Raw genomic sequence first — 19481 nt, forward strand, 5'->3', positions numbered from 1 at the left:
GTCTTGCCATGGTCAACGTGACCGATCGTGCCAATGTTGACGTGCGGCTTATTGCGCTCAAACTTGCTCTTTGCCATTAGTGGCTCTCCATTCTTGTCCCTTGACGGGAATAATCTTCAAAATTCGGTAGGGCGTACCCCGATCACTTCTGACCGGAGTACTTAGCCTGGATTTCCTGCGCCACGTTCGACGGAACCGGCGAATAGTGGTCGAACGTCATCGAGTACTGCGCGCGACCCTGCGACATGGAGCGCAGGTTGTCGACGTACTTGAACATGTTCGCGAGCGGAACATGTGCGTTGATGACAACGGCGATACCACGGCTTTCCTGGCCCTGGATCTGACCACGACGCGAGTTCAGGTCGCCGATAACGTCGCCGACATAGTCTTCCGGCGTGACAACTTCGACCTTCATCATCGGCTCGAGAAGCTGTGCACCAGCCTTCTTGGCGGCTTCACGGAAGCAGGCACGCGATGCGATTTCGAAGGCGAGAACCGACGAGTCAACATCGTGGAATGCACCGTCGAGCAGCGTCGCCTTGACGCCGAGCATCGGGAAGCCAGCGAGCGGACCGGAAGACAGAACGCTTTCGATACCCTTCTGAACGCCCGGGATGTATTCCTTCGGAACAGCACCACCGACGATCTTCGACTCGAACTTGAAGTCTTCGCCTTCGGGGTTCGGTTCGAACAGAAGCTTGACGCGCGCGAACTGGCCGGTACCACCGGACTGCTTCTTGTGCGTGTAGTCTTCTTCGTGCGACTTCGTGATCGTTTCGCGGTAGGCAACCTGCGGAGCACCGACGGTTGCTTCAACCTTGAACTCGCGACGCATACGGTCGACGATGATGTCGAGGTGAAGTTCGCCCATGCCGGCAATGATGGTCTGACCGGATTCGTCGTCGGTCTTGACGCGGAAGGACGGGTCTTCTGCAGCCAGACGGTTGAGCGCGAGGCCCATCTTTTCCTGGTCGCCCTTGGTCTTCGGCTCGATCGCGATCTGGATGACCGGCTCGGGGAATTCCATGCGCTCAAGGATAACCGGCTTCAGCGGATCGCAAAGCGTATCACCCGTGGTGGTTTCCTTCAGACCGGCCAGAGCAACGATGTCGCCTGCATAGGCTTCTTCGATGTCTTCACGGCTGTTGGAGTGCATCTGCAGCATACGGCCGACGCGCTCGCGCTTGTCCTTGACCGTGTTCATGACAGACGTGCCCTTTTCGAGCTTGCCCGAGTAGATGCGTGCGAAGGTGAGCGAACCGACGAAGGGGTCGTTCATGATCTTGAACGCGAGCATGGAAAGCGGCTCGGAGTCGTCAGCATGACGCTCGATTTCGGCTTCCGTCTTGGCGTCGATGCCCTTGATCGCCGGGATGTCCAGCGGCGAAGGCAGGTAATCGACAACGGCGTCGAGGAGCGGCTGAACGCCCTTGTTCTTGAACGCGGTACCGCAGAACATCGGGTGGAACTTCACGTCGATGGTGCCACGGCGAACGAGTTCGCGAATCTTGTCGTTGTCCGGGTAGTTGCCTTCAAGGTAGGCTTCCATCGCTTCTTCGTCGATCTCGACAACGGTCTCGATCAGCTTTTCGCGATATTCTTCAGCCTTGGCCTTCATGTCCTCGGGGATTTCGACGACGTCCCACTGGGCGCCGAGCGATTCGTCGCGCCAGACGAGAGCATTCATCTCGACCAGGTCGATCACGCCCTTGAATTCGGTTTCAGCACCGATCGGCAGCTGCATGACGACCGCGATGGCACCGAGACGGGTCTTGATCATCTCTACCGAGCGGTAGAAGTCAGCGCCGGTCTTGTCCATCTTGTTGCAGAAGATCATACGCGGAACGTTGTACTTCTCAGCCTGGCGCCAGACGGTTTCTGTCTGCGGCTCAACACCGGCGTTGGCGTCGAGCAGCGCGATGGCGCCGTCGAGAACGCGCAGCGAACGCTCGACTTCGATGGTGAAGTCAACGTGGCCGGGGGTGTCGATGATGTTGAAACGGCGGGTCTTGCCGTCACGGCCTTTCCAGAAGGTCGTGGTCGCAGCGGACGTGATGGTGATACCACGCTCCTGCTCCTGCTCCATCCAGTCCATCGTGGCTGCGCCATCGTGAACTTCGCCGATCTTGTGCGACTTACCGGTGTAATAAAGAATACGCTCGGTGGTCGTCGTCTTACCGGCGTCGATATGCGCCATGATACCGAAATTGCGGTAGTCTTCGATTTTATATTCGCGAGCCATAATGGACTGCCTTTCGATATGCGATCGGTTAAGATTACCAGCGGTAATGCGAGAATGCGCGGTTAGCGTCGGCCATCTTATGCGTGTCTTCACGCTTCTTGACAGCGGAGCCGCGGTTGTTCGCAGCGTCCATGAGTTCGCCGGAAAGGCGATCGACCATGGTCGTTTCGTTGCGCTTGCGAGCGGCAGTGATCAACCAGCGGATTGCGAGGGCCTGGCGACGCTCGGGACGAACATCAACCGGAACCTGGTATGTCGCACCACCAACGCGGCGCGAACGCACTTCAACATGCGGCGCGACGTTGTCGAGGGCCGAATGGAACACGGTCAGCGGCTCCTGCTTCGTCTTGCCCTGAACGACGTCAAACGCGCCGTAAACGATGCTTTCTGCGACCGACTTCTTGCCGTGAAGCATGATGGCGTTCATGAACTTGGTGACGACCAGATCGCCGAACTTCGGGTCCGGGTTGATCTCACGCTTTTCTGCACTATGGCGACGGGACATACTCTTTGTCTCTCAATGTTATTGACGCTATACCACGCGGAGAACCTCGCGCAGCGCCGAATTGTTGTTGCCGAATTACTTCGGACGCTTTGCACCGTACTTCGAACGGCGCTGCTTGCGGTTCTTGACGCCCTGGGTATCGAGAACACCGCGGATGATGTGGTAACGAACGCCCGGCAAGTCCTTCACGCGGCCGCCGCGGATCATGACGACAGAGTGTTCCTGAAGGTTGTGACCTTCGCCAGGAATGTAGCCGATGACTTCGAAGCCGTTGGTGAGGCGGATCTTGGCAACCTTACGCAGAGCCGAGTTCGGCTTCTTCGGGGTCGTCGTGTAAACGCGGGTGCAAACACCACGCTTCTGCGGGTTTTCCTGCAGGGCAGGAACCTTGTTGCGCTTTACCTGTGCCTGGCGAGGCTTGCGGATCAGCTGGTTTACGGTAGGCATATAACCATCCCTTGCAAAAACTACTTTAGCCACCCTCACGGGTGGCGGCTATGCCGTTTCCGGCGACGATGCACGCATATATCCTCATGCGCAAAACGTGGCCCGATCCGGTTTCACGGATGGACCACCAAGAGCAGAGGACACCGGATGAGGCGTCTTGCGTGCAACATTCGTGTCTTCTACGTGCAATGGAGACCCGTTTGAGATGATGTTCGGGAAAAAGCTTACCGAACGGCCAGCACCCACAGAGGCTCCGATGGCGGGCGTACTACTGTTTTAGCCAGCTTTCGTCAAGGGTGAATCCGCATTTTGCGGCCCCAGCCAGGGCCGCCGGGCCTGCCTCCGCGCCATTTCAGCTTCCATCTATCATATGTCGGTGCAGATTGCAGCGATTTTGTCCTCACCGCTTTGGCTTTTCATAAAATCCGTCTATTGATTCCCTATTGGCGGGCCAACCGGCGTCGCCCTGCGCGGGAGCGATTCCATCGGCCCGCATGACCGCAACGAAAGATCAAGGAACCGCGTCATGAACACCCTCCCCGACAACGACAACGGACGCGACGAGCCGATGGTCTTCATCGTGATCGGCAAGGCCTACGAGCACGACAATTCCGACGGCATCGACATCCACGTCATCCTGCGCGCCCCCGACGACGACACGGCCGTGCGGGAAACGCTGAACGCGCTTTCTGAAGAAGGCTTCATCGAAGCCGACCTCGACCAGATCGGCATGCTGACCGAGATCCCGGATGAAGAGCCGCACGCATCGGCCTATCAGGGCGCGCTCGAAGGCGAAGTCTCCATCATTCGCTTCGCCTGAGCATACGCCATGACGGTCCGGCGCATCGTCGCCAACATAGCGACAACGGAGCCCGCGCGGGCGCAGGCTTTTTATGGCAATATTCTCGACATGCCCGTCGTGATGGACCATGGCTGGATCGTGACCTATGCAGCTTCAGGGGAAGCGACCGCACAGGTGAGCTTCGCGACTGAGGGCGGCTCCGGCACGGCCGTGCCGGACCTTTCCATCGAGGTCGATAATTTCGAGGAAGTCCACGCCCGGCTTATCAATGCCGGATTGCCGATCGAATACGGGCCAGTAACCGAAGGATGGGGCGTGCGCCGCCTGTTTGTGCGCGACCCTTTCGGAAAGCTGGTAAATATATTAAGTCACTTATAGATTATATACATCACTTAAATAGTATTAATCCTTTATTGATTGAACAAATAGAAGAAGTAAGGCTATAGTAAATCCGCATAGAATGCCGGTGGCGGGTTGAATAATATTTCGGCGAAAGACATTATTGAGCGCATATATGAGGCCGCGCTTTTCCCCGATCGCTGGATCGCGGTCGTCGAAATGATTTGCCGCCATCTGGGTTTCTGGGGAGGTGTTATCACCTGGGGAAAGGGTGAAGAGGAGGTCTTGCTGTGTACCTCCAGCTTTCAGCAGCTCTCCAGGGAATTGGTCGCCGACGGCTGGGATTACCGGAAGGACCGTCTGGCGAAGGCCGCTTTCGAGGGCCCGTCCTCATTCGGGCGGGATTTGGACGTCCTTAACCGCGAGACCTGGGCGGCGCTGCCGGTTAACCGGGACGTCCTTATCCCCCGCGCCCTTGGTTACGGCGTCGCCACTCGGATCACGCCACCAGGGCATCCAGAGATCACGATATCATTCGAGCGCGAGTTGGATGCCGGTGTGATCGGGCCCGAAACCATGGCTGTTCTTGCAGATCTGCGCCCCCACATTGCGCGCAGCCTCACGATTGCAGCCGGGCTCCAGCGCCAGAAGGCGGAGGCGATCACTCTTGGCCTCAATGCCATCGGTGCGCCAGCGGCCGTCTTGCAACGGAGCGGGCACATCGTTGCTGCCAATGCTCTTTTCCGCTCGATAGGGGAATGTCTCTCCCCTGGCAGCAGGGACAGGATCGCCATCACCGACGACAGGGCGAACCGGCTTCTTTATAAGGCGCTCGCAGGACATGATGTAGCCTCCCTTCCCCTCCCCGAGGGCGACGATGGCGCGTGTGTTCTTCACGTCATCCCGCTGCGCAACAGCGTCAGTGATTTCCCTTCGAATGGCCATGCCATCGCATTGGTAGCGCAACCGACCGGCACCATTGCCGACGCCACAGCGCTGCTAAAAGGGCTTTACGGCCTGACAAAGGGCGAGGCGCGCATTGCTCTGGAGATCATCAAGGGGCTTTCGCTGCCCTCCGTGGCACGGCAACTGAGTATCTCGCACGAGACGGTGCGCAGCAATGCGAAGTCGATTTACGCGAAGACCGGTAGTACCGGCAAGACGGACCTCATGCGCCGCCTTTCCGTGCTGACCCGTTACAATATTCTGGAGCAGCGTTGACGCGCGAGGACCGACCTCGCCGCGCGCGGTCACGCCGCCATTACCAGTCACGATAATCCACGAAAGCAAAAACGCCCGGATTGCTCCGGGCGTTTCTCAATCTCGGCGGGGCTTCAGAGAGCCCCTGCACTGCCCGCCTTATTCGGCGGCCGGAGCCTGATCCGTCATGTCCTGCAGCATCTGGTTCGCAGAACCTGCACCGGTGCCCTTGCGGCGTTCCTCGAGAATGAGGTCGTCGCGCGAGGTGGCGATGCGGCGGATCTGCGTCATGGTGCCGCCGGTACCGGCCGGGATGAGACGGCCGACGATGACGTTTTCCTTGAGGCCCTGCAGCGTATCCGTCTTGCCGGCAATCGCAGCTTCAGTGAGAACCTTGGTGGTTTCCTGGAAGGATGCGGCCGAGATGAAGGACGGCGTCTGCAGCGAAGCCTTGGTGATGCCGAGCAGAACCGGCTCGCCATAGGCAGGCTTCTTGCCCTCTTCGATCAGGCGGTCGTTGTTGTCATCGAGCTCGATGCGATCAACGTTGTCACCCACGATGTACTGGCTGTCGCCAGCATCGGTGATTTCAACCTTCTGCAGCATCTGGCGAACGATCACCTCAATGTGCTTGTCGTTGATCACAACGCCTTGCAGACGATAGACTTCCTGGATTTCGTTCACGAGGTAGGAAGCCAGAGCCTCCACGCCCTTGATCGCCAGAATGTCGTGCGGCGCCGGGTTACCGTCGAGGATGTATTCACCCTTTTCGATATAGTCGCCTTCCTGAAGGTGGAAGGGCTTGCCCTTCGGGATCAGGTATTCGACCGGCTCGACGCCGTCTTCCGCCGGCTCGATCATCACGCGACGCTTGTTCTTGTAGTCGCGGCCGAGGCGGATCGTACCATCGATCTCAGCGATGATGGCGTGATCCTTCGGACGACGGGCTTCGAACAGTTCCGCAACGCGCGGCAGACCACCGGTGATGTCCTTCGTCTTGGCGCTTTCCAGCGGCGAACGTGCAAGCACGTCACCCTGGGAGACCTTTGCACCCGGCTCGACCGACAGGATGGCGTCGACCGAGAGCTGGAAGCGGGCTTCACCACCACGGGCAAGCTTCGCAACAGCGCCGGACGCATCCTTGATGACGATCGCAGGCTTCAAGTCCGAACCGCGCGGCGTCGAACGCCAGTCAATGACCTGACGCTTGGTGATGCCGGTGGATTCGTCGGTCGCTTCCAGAACGGAGAGACCATCGACGAGGTCTTCGAAGTGAACGGTACCTTCCACTTCCGTCATCATCGGACGGGTGTAGGGGTCCCACTCTGCAAGACGCTGGCCACGCTTCACCTTGTCGCCATCATCAACGAAGATCTTCGAACCGTAAGCCACACGCTGTGTGGAACGTTCCGCGCCGCGCTCATCCAGGATCGTAACGGACATGTTACGGCCCATGGCGATGAGAACGCCTTCGGAGTTCCGCAGGATGTTGCGGTTCTTGATCTGGATCGTGCCTTCATAAGACGCTTCGAGGAACGACTGGTCGACCACGTTTGCCGTACCACCAAGGTGGAACGTACGCATGGTAAGCTGCGTGCCCGGTTCACCGATCGACTGAGCGGCGATAACGCCAACGGCTTCGCCCATGTTAACAGGCGTACCGCGTGCAAGGTCACGACCGTAGCAGACGCCGCAGACACCGACCTGCACTTCGCAGGTGAGCGCCGAACGGATGCGAACGGACTGAATGCCAGCCTTCTCGATGGCAGCCACATCGGCTTCGTCGATCAGCGTACCGGCCTTGACGATGTTCTCGCCGGTGACCGGGTTGTCGATGTCGTCGAGAGCCGTACGACCGAGGATACGCGCGCCGAGCGAAGCAACCACCTGACCGGCATCGACGATGGCCGTCATGGTGAGGCCCTTATCGGTGCCGCAATCCCTGGAGTTGACGATGCAGTCCTGAGCGACGTCGACGAGACGACGCGTCAGGTAACCCGAGTTCGCGGTCTTCAGGGCGGTGTCTGCGAGACCCTTACGGGCACCGTGGGTCGAGTTGAAGTACTCGTTAACGGTCAGACCTTCCTTGAAGTTCGAGATGATCGGCGTCTCGATGATTTCACCCGACGGCTTCGCCATCAGGCCGCGCATGCCGCCCAGCTGACGCATCTGGTTCGGAGAACCACGAGCACCCGAGTGAGACATCATGTAGATGGAGTTCATCGGCTTCTGGCGGCCCGTTTCCGGATCGAACTCGACAGCCTTGATGCGTGCCATCATCTCCTCGGCGACCTTTTCGGTAGCCTTGCCCCAGGCGTCGACAACCTTGTTGTACTTTTCGCCCTGGGTGATGAGACCGTCATTATACTGCTGTTCGTATTCCTTCACGAGAGCTTCGGTGTCGCCAACGATCTTCACCTTGCTGTCAGGAATGACCATGTCGTCCTTGCCGAACGAAATGCCGGCGCGGCAGGCATGGGCAAAGCCGAGCTGCATGATGCGGTCACAGAAGATGACAGTGTCTTTCTGGCCGCAATGACGGTAGACCGTGTCGATCATCTTGGAGATGTTCTTCTTGGTCATTTCCTGGTTGCAGACGTCGAAAGGCACGTTGACGTTCTTCGGCAGAAGTTCGCCAATCAGCATACGGCCGGGGGTCGTCTCATGGATCTTCGAAACCGGCTTGCCATCGGCATCCACGGTCTTGAAGCGACCACGGATCTTGGCATGCAGCGTCACGACCTTGTTTTCAAGCGCGTGATGCAGTTCACCGATGTCGGAGAAGGCCATGCCTTCGCCCGGTTCGTTCTGGTTCATGATCGACAGGTAATACAGGCCGAGAACCATGTCCTGCGAAGGAACGATGATCGGGTGGCCGTTTGCCGGATGCAGGATGTTGTTGGTCGACATCATCAACACGCGCGCTTCCAGCTGGGCTTCCAGCGAAAGCGGTACGTGAACAGCCATCTGGTCGCCGTCGAAGTCGGCGTTGAAGGCCGTGCAGACGAGCGGGTGCAGCTGGATGGCCTTGCCTTCGACCAGCATGGGTTCGAAGGCCTGGATACCCAGACGGTGCAGCGTCGGTGCGCGGTTCAGCAGAACCGGATGTTCGCGGATGACCTCATCGAGGATATCCCAGACCTCTGGCTTTTCCTTTTCAACCAGCTTCTTGGCCTGCTTGACGGTCGAGGAGTAACCCTTGGCGTCGAGGCGGGCGTAGATGAACGGCTTGAACAGTTCGAGCGCCATCTTCTTCGGCAGGCCGCACTGGTGCAGCTTCAGTTCCGGACCAGTAACGATAACCGAACGGCCGGAATAGTCGACGCGCTTGCCGAGAAGGTTCTGGCGGAAGCGGCCCTGCTTGCCCTTGAGCATGTCGGAGAGCGACTTCAGCGGGCGCTTGTTGGCACCCGTGATGACACGGCCGCGACGGCCGTTGTCGAACAGCGCATCGACGGATTCCTGCAACATACGCTTTTCGTTGCGGATGATGATGCCAGGCGCACGAAGCTCGATCAGGCGCTTCAGACGGTTGTTACGGTTGATGACGCGGCGATAGAGATCGTTGAGGTCGGACGTCGCAAAACGGCCGCCATCCAGCGGAACCAGCGGACGCAGGTCCGGCGGGATCACGGGAACGACCTTCATGATCATCCATTCCGGACGGTTGCCGGATTCCATGAAGTTCTCGACGATCTTCAGGCGCTTCATCAGCTTCTTCTGCTTGAGATCAGACGTGGTCTCAGCAAGTTCGGCACGCAGGTCGCCGGCGATCTTTTCGAGGTTCATCGAAGCCAGCATCTCATAGATGGCTTCAGCGCCGATCATGGCGGTGAACTGGTCTTCGCCGAACTCGTCGACGGCGATCATGTACTCTTCTTCCGACAGAAGCTGGTTCTGCTTCAGCGAAGTGAGGCCAGGCTCGGTGACGATGTAGTTCTCGAAATAGAGAACGCGTTCGACATCCTTCAGCGTCATGTCGAGCAGGGTCGAGATACGCGAAGGAAGCGACTTCAGGAACCAGATGTGGGCAACCGGCGCTGCGAGCTCGATGTGGCCCATGCGCTCACGGCGAACGCGCGACAGCGTGACTTCGACGCCGCACTTTTCGCAGATGATGCCCTTGTACTTCATGCGCTTGTACTTGCCGCACAGGCACTCGTAGTCCTTGATCGGCCCGAAGATACGCGCGCAGAAAAGACCGTCACGCTCAGGCTTGAACGTACGGTAGTTGATGGTTTCCGGCTTCTTGATCTCGCCGTAGGACCACGACAGGATTTTTTCCGGCGAAGCGATCGAAATCCGGATGGAATCGAAATGCTGCGCAGGCACCTGAGGATTGAAAAGATTCATGACCTCTTGGTTCATGCCTTGTCTCCTTGAGAGGCTAGCTGCTGCCCCTGTTTGCATCTGGACCGGCTTCTTCCCGGGTCGCCGTCCAGAGCTTTAAATACGGATTAACCGCATAATGCGGCGAAAGTATCCCGAACCGCAAAGACCGCTCGGGAAACCGGCAGGCGCCCTCTCAGGCGCCCGCCTCTGTCGTGTTTATTCCGCCGCGTCAGGCAGCTGGTCTTCGGGCTGGTTCTCGATCTTCGAGTTTTCCAGCTCGACGGACAGGCCGAGCGACCGCATTTCCTTGACGAGAACGTTGAAGCTCTCGGGGATACCGGCTTCGAAGGTGTCGTCGCCACGGACGATCGCTTCGTAAACCTTGGTACGGCCAGCCACGTCGTCCGACTTGACGGTGAGCATTTCCTGCAGCGTGTAAGCCGCGCCGTATGCTTCCAGAGCCCAGACTTCCATTTCCCCGAAGCGCTGTCCGCCGAACTGCGCCTTGCCGCCCAGCGGCTGCTGGGTAACGAGCGAGTAAGGACCGATCGAGCGAGCGTGGATCTTGTCGTCGACAAGGTGGTTCAGCTTGATCATGTACATGTAGCCGACGGTGACCTTGCGGTCGAACGGCTCACCGGTACGGCCGTCGTAAAGAACGGACTGACCGGATTCATGCAGACCTGCCTTCTTCAGCATCGCGGCAACGTCAGGCTCATGCGCACCGTCGAAGACCGGAGTCGCGATGGAAACACCGCGCTTGGCTTCTTCGGCAAGCTTGACGAGCGAGTCGTCGTCGAAACGCTGAACCTCGTCATTGGCTTCAGACGCGTAGATTTCCGTCAGCTCGCTGCGAAGCTCGCTGATGTCCATCGTCTTGCGATACTCTTCGAGCATCTCGCCGATCTTCTTGCCCATGCCTGCGCATGCCCATGCGAGGTGGGTTTCGAGGATCTGGCCGACGTTCATGCGCGAAGGCACGCCGAGCGGGTTCAAGCAGATGTCGACATGCGTGCCGTCTTCGAGGAACGGCATGTCTTCGACCGGAACGATACGCGAAACGACGCCCTTGTTACCGTGACGGCCGGCCATCTTGTCGCCCGGCTGGATCTTGCGCTTGACCGCAACGAAGACCTTGACCATCTTCATCACGCCCGGAGGCATTTCATCGCCGCGCTGGACCTTTTCAACCTTGTCCATGAAGCGCTGTTCAAGGCGCGACTTGGACTCGTCGTACTGGCCGCGGAGTGCTTCGATCTCGGCCTGAGCCTTCTCGTCCTCGACGGCGAACATCCACCACTGCGAGCGGGGATATTCGGAGACGACGGCGTTGGAGAGCTCGACGCCCTTCTTGAAGCCCTTCGGACCGGCAATCGAAACCTGGCCACGCAGCATGTCGATCAGACGGCCGTAAACGTTACGGTCGAGGATCGCCTGCTCGTCGTCGCGGTCCTTTGCCAGACGCTCGATCTCTTCGCGCTCGATAGCCATCGCGCGCTCGTCCTTCTCCACACCGTGACGGTTGAAGACGCGGACTTCGACGACCGTACCGAACGTGCCCGGAGGCATGCGCATGGAAGTGTCGCGAACGTCGGAAGCCTTTTCACCGAAGATGGCGCGCAGAAGCTTTTCTTCCGGCGTCATCGGGCTTTCGCCCTTCGGCGTGATCTTGCCGACGAGGATGTCGCCCGGCTGAACTTCCGCACCGATGTAAACGATACCGGCTTCGTCGAGGTTCTTCAGCGCTTCTTCCGAAACATTCGGAATGTCGCGCGTGATTTCTTCCGGACCAAGCTTCGTGTCACGGGCCATCACTTCGAATTCTTCGATGTGGATGGAGGTGAACACGTCGTCGGAAACGATACGTTCCGACATCAGGATCGAGTCTTCGTAGTTGTAGCCGTTCCAGGGCATGAACGCGACGAGCGCGTTGCGGCCGAGAGCCAGGTCACCGAGGTCGGTCGACGGGCCATCCGCGATGATATCACCCTTGGAGATGATGTCGCCGACGGCGACCAGCGGACGCTGGTTGACGCAGGTGTTCTGGTTCGAACGCTGGAACTTCTGCAGACGGTAGATGTCAACGCCGGACTTGCCTGCATCGAGATCTTCCGTAGCGCGGATAACGATACGCGTCGCGTCGACCTGATCGACGACACCGCCGCGGCGAGCCGCGATGGCAGCGCCGGAGTCACGCGCAACGATCGGTTCCATGCCGGTGCCCACGAAAGGCGCCTCGGCGCGCAGAAGCGGAACGGCCTGACGCTGCATGTTCGAGCCCATGAGAGCGCGGTTGGCGTCGTCGTTTTCCAGGAACGGAATGAGAGCCGCTGCGACCGAAACGAGCTGCTTCGGTGAAACGTCCATCAGGTTGATGTTGTCCCGCGGTGCGAGCATGACTTCGCCCGAGTGACGGCAGACGACGAACTCTTCCGAGAAAGAACCGTCTTCATTAAGCGGCGCGTTGGCCTGCGCGACGTAATACTTCGCCTCTTCCATCGCGGAGAGGTAGATAACGTCGTTGGTGACCTTGCCCTCGGTGATCTTGCGGTACGGGCTCTCGATGAAGCCGTACTTATTGACGCGGGCAAAGGTTGCAAGCGAGTTGATCAGACCGATGTTCGGGCCTTCCGGCGTCTCGATCGGGCAAATACGGCCGTAATGGGTCGGGTGAACGTCGCGGACTTCGAAGCCGGCGCGCTCACGGGTCAGACCACCCGGTCCAAGAGCCGAAAGACGGCGCTTGTGGGTGATTTCCGAAAGCGGGTTCACCTGGTCCATGAACTGCGACAGCTGCGAGGAACCGAAGAACTCGCGAACGGCAGCAGCTGCCGGCTTCGCGTTGATCAGGTCCTGCGGCATCACGGTGTCGATTTCGATCGAGGACATACGTTCCTTGATCGCACGTTCCATGCGCAGAAGGCCCAGACGATACTGGTTTTCCATCAGCTCGCCGACCGAACGGACACGGCGGTTGCCGAGGTTGTCGATGTCGTCGATTTCGCCCTTGCCGTCGCGCAGCTCGACCAGCATCTTGACGACCGCGAGGATGTCTTCCTTGCGCAGGGTGCGCACGGTGTCTTCCGCGTCGAGGTCGAGACGCATGTTCATCTTCACGCGGCCAACGGCCGACAGATCGTAACGCTCTGCATCGAAGAACAGCGAGTTGAACATCGCTTCCGCCGAATCCATGGTCGGCGGCTCACCCGGACGCATGACGCGGTAGATGTCGAACAGCGCTTCCTGACGGTTCTCGTTCTTGTCCGCAGACAGCGTGTTGCGGATATAGGCGCCAACATTGACGTGGTCGATGTTGAGAACCGGGATCTCGTCAAAACCGGACTGCAGGATCAGTCCGAGCGTCTTCTCGTCGATTTCGTCACCAGCTTCGAGGTAGATTTCACCCGTCTCGTAGTTGACGATGTCTTCGGCGAGATAGTTGCCGTACAGGTCTTCGTCGGTCGCCTTCAGCGCCTTGAGGCCCTTTTCGGAGAGCTGGCGGATCACGCGCGGCGTCAGCTTCTTGCCGGCCTCGACAACGACTTCGCCGGTATCGGCGTCGATCATGTCGGTGACGACCTTGGCGTTCTTCAGCGCTTCGGGCTGGAACGGAATGCGCCAGCCGTCGCCGTCGCGCTCATAGGAAGCCTTGGTGTAGAAGGTCGACAGAATGTCTTCGCCGTCCATGCCAAGCGCCATCAGGAGCGAGGTTACGGGCAGCTTGCGGCGGCGGTCGATACGCGCATAGACGATGTCCTTGGCGTCGAATTCGATATCGAGCCAGGAACCGCGATAAGGGATCACGCGCGCAGCGAAGAGCAGCTTGCCGGAAGAGTGGCTCTTGCCCTTGTCGTGGTCGAAGAACACGCCCGGCGAGCGGTGCATCTGCGAAACGATGACGCGCTCGGTGCCGTTGACGATGAACGTGCCGTTATTGGTCATGAGCGGCATGTCGCCCATGTAAACGGACTGTTCCTTGATGTCCTTGATGGACTTCGCACCCGTATCTTCATCGATATCGAACACGATGAGGCGCAGCGTCACTTTCAGCGGCGCTGCATAGGTCAGATCGCGCTGACGGCACTCCTCGACGTCGAACTTCGGCGCTTCGAATTCGTAGGATACGAATTCAAGCATGGACGCGCCCGAGAAATCGGTGATCGGGAATACGGATTTGAATACGGCATTCAATCCCTCGTCGGGACGGCCACCCTTGGGCTCGTCAACCATGAGAAACTGGTCATACGAAGCCTTCTGAACCTCGATGAGGTTCGGCATTTCCGCTACTTCTGGAATTTTGCCGAAAAACTTGCGTACGCGCCTGCGACCGTTAAACGAAAGGGTCTGAGCCATCGTCGCTCCTTTAAAATTGCATCCGGGCCTGCAACGGACGGGAACCGATGGCCAGTCGATCCCGTCAAGCAATGGGTAACATCAATCTCGTTCCACATCCCGGATCGATCAGGCCGGATTGCCTAGATGAGCCGGTTCGGAACCATTCTCTTGAAGAACCCATTACCCAAAAGCCGTTTTCAAGCGGCTTTTGGGTAATAAGTTTCAGAAACGATGACGACGGAAAGGGGCATTAAACCCCTTCCCGCCAGCAATCGCAAGATTACTTAACGTCAACCTTGGCGCCTGCGTCTTCAAGCTTCTTCTTGAGATCAGCAGCTTCAGCCTTGGAAACGGCTTCCTTGACCGGCTTCGGAGCGCCTTCAACGAGGTCCTTGGCTTCCTTGAGGCCGAGGCCGGTGATGCCGCGAACTTCCTTGATGACGTTGATCTTGTTGGCGCCAGCGTCAACCAGGATAACGTCGAACTCGGTCTTTTCTTCTTCCGGAGCAGCAGCAGCAGCAGCGCCGCCAGCAGCAGCAACGGCTACCGGAGCAGCAGCGGAAACGCCCCACTTTTCTTCGAGAAGCTTGGACAGTTCTGCAGCTTCCAGAACGGTCAGCGAGGAGAGGTCTTCTACGATCTTTGCGAGATCAGCCATTTTGATAGTTCCTTTTGTTCAGTTCGAACCAGTTTGAATATTTACAGCGAAAAACCGCCTTAAGCGGCTTCGTCCTTCTTGGCGTAAGCCGAGAACACCCGTGCCAGCTGGCTTGCAGGTGCAGCGACAACCGTAGCGACGCGCGTTGCCGGGGCGTTGAGAAGGCCCAGCAGCTTTGCACGCAGCTCGTCGAGCGAAGGCAGGGTCGCAAGCGACTTGACTGCTTCGGCGTTGAGCGTGGTTGCGCCCATGGCGCCGCCCAAAACAACGACCTTGTCGTTGGTCTTGGCGAAATCCATGACGACTTTCGGAGCGATCATCGGGTCAGTGCTGTATGCAATCAGCGTCTGGCCCTTGAAGAGATCTGTCATCCCTTCCGACTCCGTACCCTGAAGAGCGATCTTGGCCAGGCGGTTCTTCGCGACCTTGACGGTGCCTCCGGCAGCGCGCATCTTCGAACGGAAGTCGTTCATCTGCGCAACGGTGACACCAGCATAGTGGGCCACGACAACCGAACCGGAAGCCTTGAAGACTTCGTTCAGCTCCGTGACGAATTCGCGTTTTTCCGCTCTTTCCACTGTCTGTCTCCAGTAGACGGGACCACATGATTGTGAACCCGTCGGGTTTGCCTTTGCCCCAAGGGACCTTTTTACAAAGATCCCGAGCGACGCTCGAGGATCCTGTCCCCCGCTCTGTCGCCGCAAACGGCTTCAGGCACAGGCACACCAGGTTCGAACCGGACAGTCAGGCATCGACAGATGCCTCAAATCCAGCCTCACCCGTCTCATGCGGGTTGAATGATTAAGGCCAAATCCCGAAAGACAAGGCCACCCGCAATCTCGGACAGGAGTTCCGGGTTTCCCCGGAAATCTCCGGCTCCCTGGGAGCCGGAAATTCTTTTATTCACACCTCCGTCAGGAAGCGCGAGAATTGATTAAGCCGTAACCGACGAAGGGTCGATCTTGACGCCTGGACCCATGGTCGAGGAAATCGCGACGCGCTTGACGTAGTTGCCCTTGGCACCCGTCGGCTTTGCCTTGATGACAGCATCGGCAAAAGCCTTGATGTTTTCTTCAAGAGCCTTGGCGTCAAACGAAGCCTTGCCAACGCCAGCGTGTACGATACCGGCCTTTTCGACGCGGAATTCGACAGCGCCGCCCTTGGATGCCTTGACAGCACCGGCAACGTCCATGGTCACGGTTCCGACCTTCGGGTTCGGCATCATGCCGCGCGGGCCGAGTACCTTGCCGAGACGGCCGACGAGCGGCATCATGTCCGGGGTCGCGATGCAACGATCGAAGTCGATCTTGCCGCCCTGGACGATTTCAACCAGTTCTTCCGCACCAACAACGTCAGCGCCGGCAGCCTTGGCTTCGTCAGCCTTGGCGCCACGGGCGAAAACGGCGACGCGAACGTCACGGCCGGTGCCGTTCGGCAGGTTGACAACGCCACGAACCATCTGGTCCGCATGGCGCGGGTCAACGCCGAGGTTCATCGAAACTTCAACGGTTTCGTCGAACTTGGCGACAGCACGTTCCTTGACCATCGAGATGGCGTCGGTGAGAACGTAGAGCTTGTTGGGATCCACACCTTCGCGGATCTTCTGAATGCGCTTTGCTACCTTGGCCATGATCAACCTACCACTTCCAGGCCCATGGCGCGGGCGGAGCCCTCAACCATTGCCATTGCGCCTTCGATGTCGGCTGCGTTCAGATCCTTCATCTTGGCTTCAGCGATCGTCTTGACCTGAGCCTTGGTGATGGAGCCGACCTTGGCGCCCTTGCCAGGCGTCTTGGAACCGGAGGTGATCTTCGCTTCCTTCTTCAGCCAGTAGGTCATCGGCGGCTGCTTCATGACGAAGGTGAAGGACTTGTCCTGGTAGTAGGTGATGACGACCGGGATCGGCATACCCTTTTCCATTTCCTGCGTGGCGGCATTGAACGCCTTGCAGAATTCCATGATGTTAATGCCACGCTGACCAAGTGCCGGACCGATCGGCGGGGACGGATTGGCCGACCCAGCCTTTACCTGCAACTTGAGCTGGCCTGCAACTTTCTTAGCCATATCTCTCTGCCTTTCAATTCAAACCGGTTGCCCGGCTTCTCTTAAGCCGGATTGCTCCGGCGGCTGCGGTTGCGTGGTGCGGCGCCCTGCCCCGGCTTAAAGAGCCAGTTTGCCTTCCACGCGCTTGGGGCTTCGCCCCGCCAATCAGACCTTCTCGACCTGATTGTATTCCAGCTCGACCGGCGTAGCGCGGCCGAAAATCGAAACTTCCACCTTCAGGCGCGAACGCTCTTCGTCGACATCCTGAACCACGCCGTTGAACGACGCGAACGGACCGTCGGAAACGCGAACCTGTTCGCCGATCTCGAACGAAACCGACGACTTCGGACGCTCGACACCTTCCTGAACCTGACCGAGAATACGCTCGGCTTCATAATCCGGGATCGGAACAGGCTTGCTGTCCGAACCGAGGAAACCGGTAACCTTCGGCGTGTTCTTGATGAGGTGGTAGGCCTCATCCGTCAGATTGGCGCGCACCAGCACGTAACCTGGAAAGAACTTGCGCTCGCTATCGACCTTGCGACCGCGACGCACCTCGACAACCTTTTCGGTCGGCACGAGGATTTTTTCAAAAAGATGATCCAGACCCTTCTGACGGGCTTTTTCTTCGATCGACTCAGCGACCTTCTTTTCAAAATTCGAATAAGCGTGAACGATGTACCAGCGCGCTGCCATTTTTTTCTCCGTTCGATCCTTCTACCGGGCCTTTGAGCGTGCCGTTACCGGCCGACGTTCAACACCAGGCTGAGCAGCCAGCCGATGAGCTGGTCCGCAGCAAAGAAGAACAGAGCCGCAAAAATGACCATCACCAGCACCATTGCCGTCGAAATCATGGTCTCGCGGCGCGACGGCCAAGTGATCTTTGACGCTTCGGCGCGAACCTGCTGCAGAAACGTAAACGGGTTGGTTTTGGATGCCATTGACTGCCCACGCAATTACGGCGCGTAAAGCCGAACTAATCAGCCCCACGCACCGCGTGTCTGTTTTGACCCTACATAAACACCGATTCCGCTTTTAACAAGAGGAAATCGACATTCGGCGAAATTCGCCGGTAAACCGGCCCCATCTGCCATGCAGCGAAAACCGCGCTTGCGAATGGAAAGTGGCAGGGGCAGAGGGGCTCGAACCCCCGACCTGCGGTTTTGGAGACCGCCGCTCTACCAACTGAGCTATACCCCTTCGTCACCTGAATCGACCGCGAAATCGCTTGGCCAATTCGGTATGCGCTCCTTTAAGGTGCAGGGAAAAGAATGGCAAGAGCTTTTTGTCACTTGTCCGAAGTTTATCCCCGCCACGCTTTGCCCTCTTCAGGCAACGCCATGCCGGCTCAGGGTTCGACCTGGGAACGATCGACTGGATAAGCGGCCCCGGCATCGCGCTTGCGTTTGGCGTGGGCGACCCGGCGCGCGACCGAGCGCTTCCACTTCTTCAGCGTCGCGAGGGAAAAGAATCGTTGCGCCTGCAGCATCCACCCGGCAATGCCGCGCGGTGTCTTGGAGCCGTAATTGCTTCTGCCATAACCGAGGTGGGTGACCTTCGTATCGGAAAGCCACGCCATGATTACCCCTTGATCCTTGTAATAGAGGCTGATCTCGGCTTCGCTGGCGAAACCGGCATAGCCATGCGGAAGCTTCCGATAATCGGCCAGCCGCTTCAGCGTCGGATTGAAGGTAAAGCTGTGCCAAACCCGGTGAGCGGCCCGCGGAATCTTCCAGTATCCGCGATCGCCCGGCCCCGCCGATATCTTCTTGATGGCAGCAGGCATGTCCTCATCAGTCCGCAACTGGACAAGCCCGACCTCGGGCTCACGCTTCAATACCTCAAGGCCCCGCGCAACAATTCCCTCGACCGGAAAAGTCCAGTCATCTTCAAGGTGAAGGATGTAAGGTGTCTGAACCTGCGAATAGGCCTTATCGATGGAGCGGTGCTGGCCAAGATTGACGCCGTTCAGGATAACCCTGAGCGGCTGGCCAGGGTAACGGGCGGGAATATCCAGCACCGTGGCATCGTCCGAATCCTCGATGACGATGAACTCATGCAGGGGATAATCATTCGTCGCAAAAAAAGCGTCCAGCGTTGCGACCAAAAGGTCCGGACGACGGTGACTCGTCAGAACCGCGGTTAAATCAGACATTGGAATACGCCCCTCCCAAGCGACGCACGCCGCACTTACACGCAATCGAGACGCCAGTCCTGTGGCGACCCAAAGCCAGTTGAACCCGGCCGATTTCGGCGGAACCTAAAAATTTTTGGTGTCATTATCAAGTATAAAAGCCCAGCCAGGAGAGCATACAAACAAAAACGGCGGCACCCATGGCGCCGCCGTTTTTTGTTTTATTCCACATCCGGTCGCCCGGCTGAAAGATTACTCGACGATCGAAGCAACGATGCCTGCGCCGCGTGCAAATCGCGCTTGCGCGCCATTTGCACATCTTGACTGCCGTCGGCAGGCTTACGGCATCGTTAGCGATCGTTATTCAACGATCGAAGCGACGATGCCTGCGCCGACGGTACGGCCGCCTTCGCGGATAGCGAAGCGCAGCTTTTCTTCCATCGC

15 protein-coding genes, 1 tRNA gene and 2 pseudogenes are annotated in these 19481 nt (G+C 58.4%); 3 read left to right on the forward strand and 15 right to left on the reverse strand.

Annotated elements, in window-relative coordinates; all coding sequences use genetic code 11:
• The 4 genes and pseudogenes from FS804_RS25095 to rpsL all read right to left on the reverse strand — a co-directional run.
• Window positions 1-77 (reverse strand): annotated as a pseudogene (locus FS804_RS25095) (elongation factor Tu); the annotation flags it as partial.
• A 65-nt stretch (window positions 78-142) separates the two neighbouring features.
• Window positions 143-2242, reverse strand: coding sequence for an elongation factor G (gene fusA / locus FS804_RS24310; RefSeq protein ID WP_144579307.1), 2100 nt, complete (start codon window positions 2240-2242; stop codon window positions 143-145).
• 34 nt (window positions 2243-2276) lie between these two features.
• The gene (gene rpsG, locus FS804_RS24315; RefSeq protein ID WP_063948586.1) at window positions 2277-2747 is read right to left on the reverse strand and encodes a 30S ribosomal protein S7; all 471 of its coding nucleotides are present in this window, start codon (window positions 2745-2747) and stop codon (window positions 2277-2279) included.
• A gap of 75 nt (window positions 2748-2822) precedes the next feature.
• On the reverse strand, window positions 2823-3194 hold the full coding sequence (rpsL, locus tag FS804_RS24320; protein WP_003507760.1) for a 30S ribosomal protein S12: 372 nt from the start codon (window positions 3192-3194) through the stop codon (window positions 2823-2825).
• Window positions 3195-3720: 526 nt separating this feature from the next.
• Between rpsL and FS804_RS24325 the strand changes: the two genes are divergently transcribed.
• The 3 genes from FS804_RS24325 to FS804_RS24335 all read left to right on the forward strand — a co-directional run bounded on the left by FS804_RS24325 (window position 3721) and on the right by FS804_RS24335 (window position 5556).
• A complete protein-coding gene (locus FS804_RS24325; protein WP_144579308.1) occupies window positions 3721-4014 on the forward strand; it encodes a transcriptional regulator in 294 nt (97 codons plus the stop codon).
• Between the two features lie 9 nt (window positions 4015-4023).
• Window positions 4024-4374 carry a VOC family protein gene (locus FS804_RS24330; RefSeq protein ID WP_144579309.1) on the forward strand — a complete coding sequence of 117 codons (351 nt, stop codon included), beginning with the start codon at window positions 4024-4026 and terminating at the stop codon, window positions 4372-4374.
• Between the two features lie 96 nt (window positions 4375-4470).
• A complete protein-coding gene (locus FS804_RS24335; protein WP_144579310.1) occupies window positions 4471-5556 on the forward strand; it encodes a helix-turn-helix transcriptional regulator in 1086 nt (361 codons plus the stop codon).
• A gap of 138 nt (window positions 5557-5694) precedes the next feature.
• Here the strand turns inward: FS804_RS24335 and rpoC are convergent, their stop codons facing one another.
• The 11 genes and pseudogenes from rpoC to FS804_RS24390 form a co-directional block, all read right to left on the reverse strand.
• Entirely contained in the window at window positions 5695-9903 is a 4209-nt protein-coding gene (rpoC, locus tag FS804_RS24340; protein WP_004442633.1) for a DNA-directed RNA polymerase subunit beta', read from the reverse strand.
• 180 nt (window positions 9904-10083) lie between these two features.
• Complete coding sequence (gene rpoB / locus FS804_RS24345) at window positions 10084-14220, reverse strand: DNA-directed RNA polymerase subunit beta (RefSeq protein ID WP_144579311.1); 4137 nt, start codon at window positions 14218-14220, stop codon at window positions 10084-10086.
• A gap of 262 nt (window positions 14221-14482) precedes the next feature.
• The gene (gene rplL / locus FS804_RS24350) at window positions 14483-14860 is read right to left on the reverse strand and encodes a 50S ribosomal protein L7/L12 (RefSeq protein ID WP_004442635.1); all 378 of its coding nucleotides are present in this window, start codon (window positions 14858-14860) and stop codon (window positions 14483-14485) included.
• 59 nt (window positions 14861-14919) lie between these two features.
• Window positions 14920-15438 (reverse strand): 50S ribosomal protein L10, encoded by a 519-nt coding sequence (gene rplJ / locus FS804_RS24355; RefSeq protein WP_063948576.1) that lies wholly within the window; start codon window positions 15436-15438, stop codon window positions 14920-14922.
• Window positions 15439-15794: 356 nt separating this feature from the next.
• Window positions 15795-16490 (reverse strand): 50S ribosomal protein L1, encoded by a 696-nt coding sequence (rplA, locus tag FS804_RS24360; RefSeq protein WP_063948574.1) that lies wholly within the window; start codon window positions 16488-16490, stop codon window positions 15795-15797.
• Window positions 16491-16492: 2 nt separating this feature from the next.
• A complete protein-coding gene (gene rplK / locus FS804_RS24365) occupies window positions 16493-16924 on the reverse strand; it encodes a 50S ribosomal protein L11 (protein WP_027677153.1) in 432 nt (143 codons plus the stop codon).
• A 144-nt stretch (window positions 16925-17068) separates the two neighbouring features.
• Window positions 17069-17599, reverse strand: coding sequence for a transcription termination/antitermination protein NusG (nusG, locus tag FS804_RS24370; protein ID WP_003523721.1), 531 nt, complete (start codon window positions 17597-17599; stop codon window positions 17069-17071).
• A gap of 44 nt (window positions 17600-17643) precedes the next feature.
• Complete coding sequence (gene secE / locus FS804_RS24375) at window positions 17644-17844, reverse strand: preprotein translocase subunit SecE (RefSeq protein ID WP_003523719.1); 201 nt, start codon at window positions 17842-17844, stop codon at window positions 17644-17646.
• Between the two features lie 183 nt (window positions 17845-18027).
• A tRNA-Trp gene (locus FS804_RS24380) sits at window positions 18028-18103 on the reverse strand.
• Between the two features lie 148 nt (window positions 18104-18251).
• On the reverse strand, window positions 18252-19058 hold the full coding sequence (locus tag FS804_RS24385) for a glycosyltransferase family 2 protein (protein ID WP_144579312.1): 807 nt from the start codon (window positions 19056-19058) through the stop codon (window positions 18252-18254).
• A 339-nt stretch (window positions 19059-19397) separates the two neighbouring features.
• A pseudogene (locus FS804_RS24390) lies at window positions 19398-19481 on the reverse strand (elongation factor Tu); the annotation flags it as partial.

The sequence above is a fragment of the Agrobacterium sp. DE0009 genome, from assembly GCF_007680755.1.
In the GTDB taxonomy this organism is placed as follows: Bacteria; Pseudomonadota; Alphaproteobacteria; order Rhizobiales; family Rhizobiaceae; genus Agrobacterium; species Agrobacterium tumefaciens_B.

Bases quoted from the DNA above. Each gene is read 5' to 3' on its own strand.
- rpoB (WP_144579311.1), bottom strand. From the start codon at position 14,220: ATGGCTCAGACCCTTTCGTTTAACGGTCGCAGGCGCGTACGCAAGTTT.
- rplL (WP_004442635.1), bottom strand. From the start codon at position 14,860: ATGGCTGATCTCGCAAAGATCGTAGAAGACCTCTCCTCGCTGACCGTT.
- FS804_RS24330 (WP_144579309.1), top strand. From the start codon at position 4,024: ATGACGGTCCGGCGCATCGTCGCCAACATAGCGACAACGGAGCCCGCG.
- secE (WP_003523719.1), bottom strand. From the start codon at position 17,844: ATGGCATCCAAAACCAACCCGTTTACGTTTCTGCAGCAGGTTCGCGCC.
- fusA (WP_144579307.1), bottom strand. From the start codon at position 2,242: ATGGCTCGCGAATATAAAATCGAAGACTACCGCAATTTCGGTATCATG.
- FS804_RS24325 (WP_144579308.1), top strand. From the start codon at position 3,721: ATGAACACCCTCCCCGACAACGACAACGGACGCGACGAGCCGATGGTC.
- FS804_RS24385 (WP_144579312.1), bottom strand. From the start codon at position 19,058: ATGTCTGATTTAACCGCGGTTCTGACGAGTCACCGTCGTCCGGACCTT.
- rplK (WP_027677153.1), bottom strand. From the start codon at position 16,924: ATGGCTAAGAAAGTTGCAGGCCAGCTCAAGTTGCAGGTAAAGGCTGGG.
- rpsL (WP_003507760.1), bottom strand. From the start codon at position 3,194: ATGCCTACCGTAAACCAGCTGATCCGCAAGCCTCGCCAGGCACAGGTA.
- rpsG (WP_063948586.1), bottom strand. From the start codon at position 2,747: ATGTCCCGTCGCCATAGTGCAGAAAAGCGTGAGATCAACCCGGACCCG.
- nusG (WP_003523721.1), bottom strand. From the start codon at position 17,599: ATGGCAGCGCGCTGGTACATCGTTCACGCTTATTCGAATTTTGAAAAG.
- rpoC (WP_004442633.1), bottom strand. From the start codon at position 9,903: ATGAACCAAGAGGTCATGAATCTTTTCAATCCTCAGGTGCCTGCGCAG.
- rplA (WP_063948574.1), bottom strand. From the start codon at position 16,490: ATGGCCAAGGTAGCAAAGCGCATTCAGAAGATCCGCGAAGGTGTGGAT.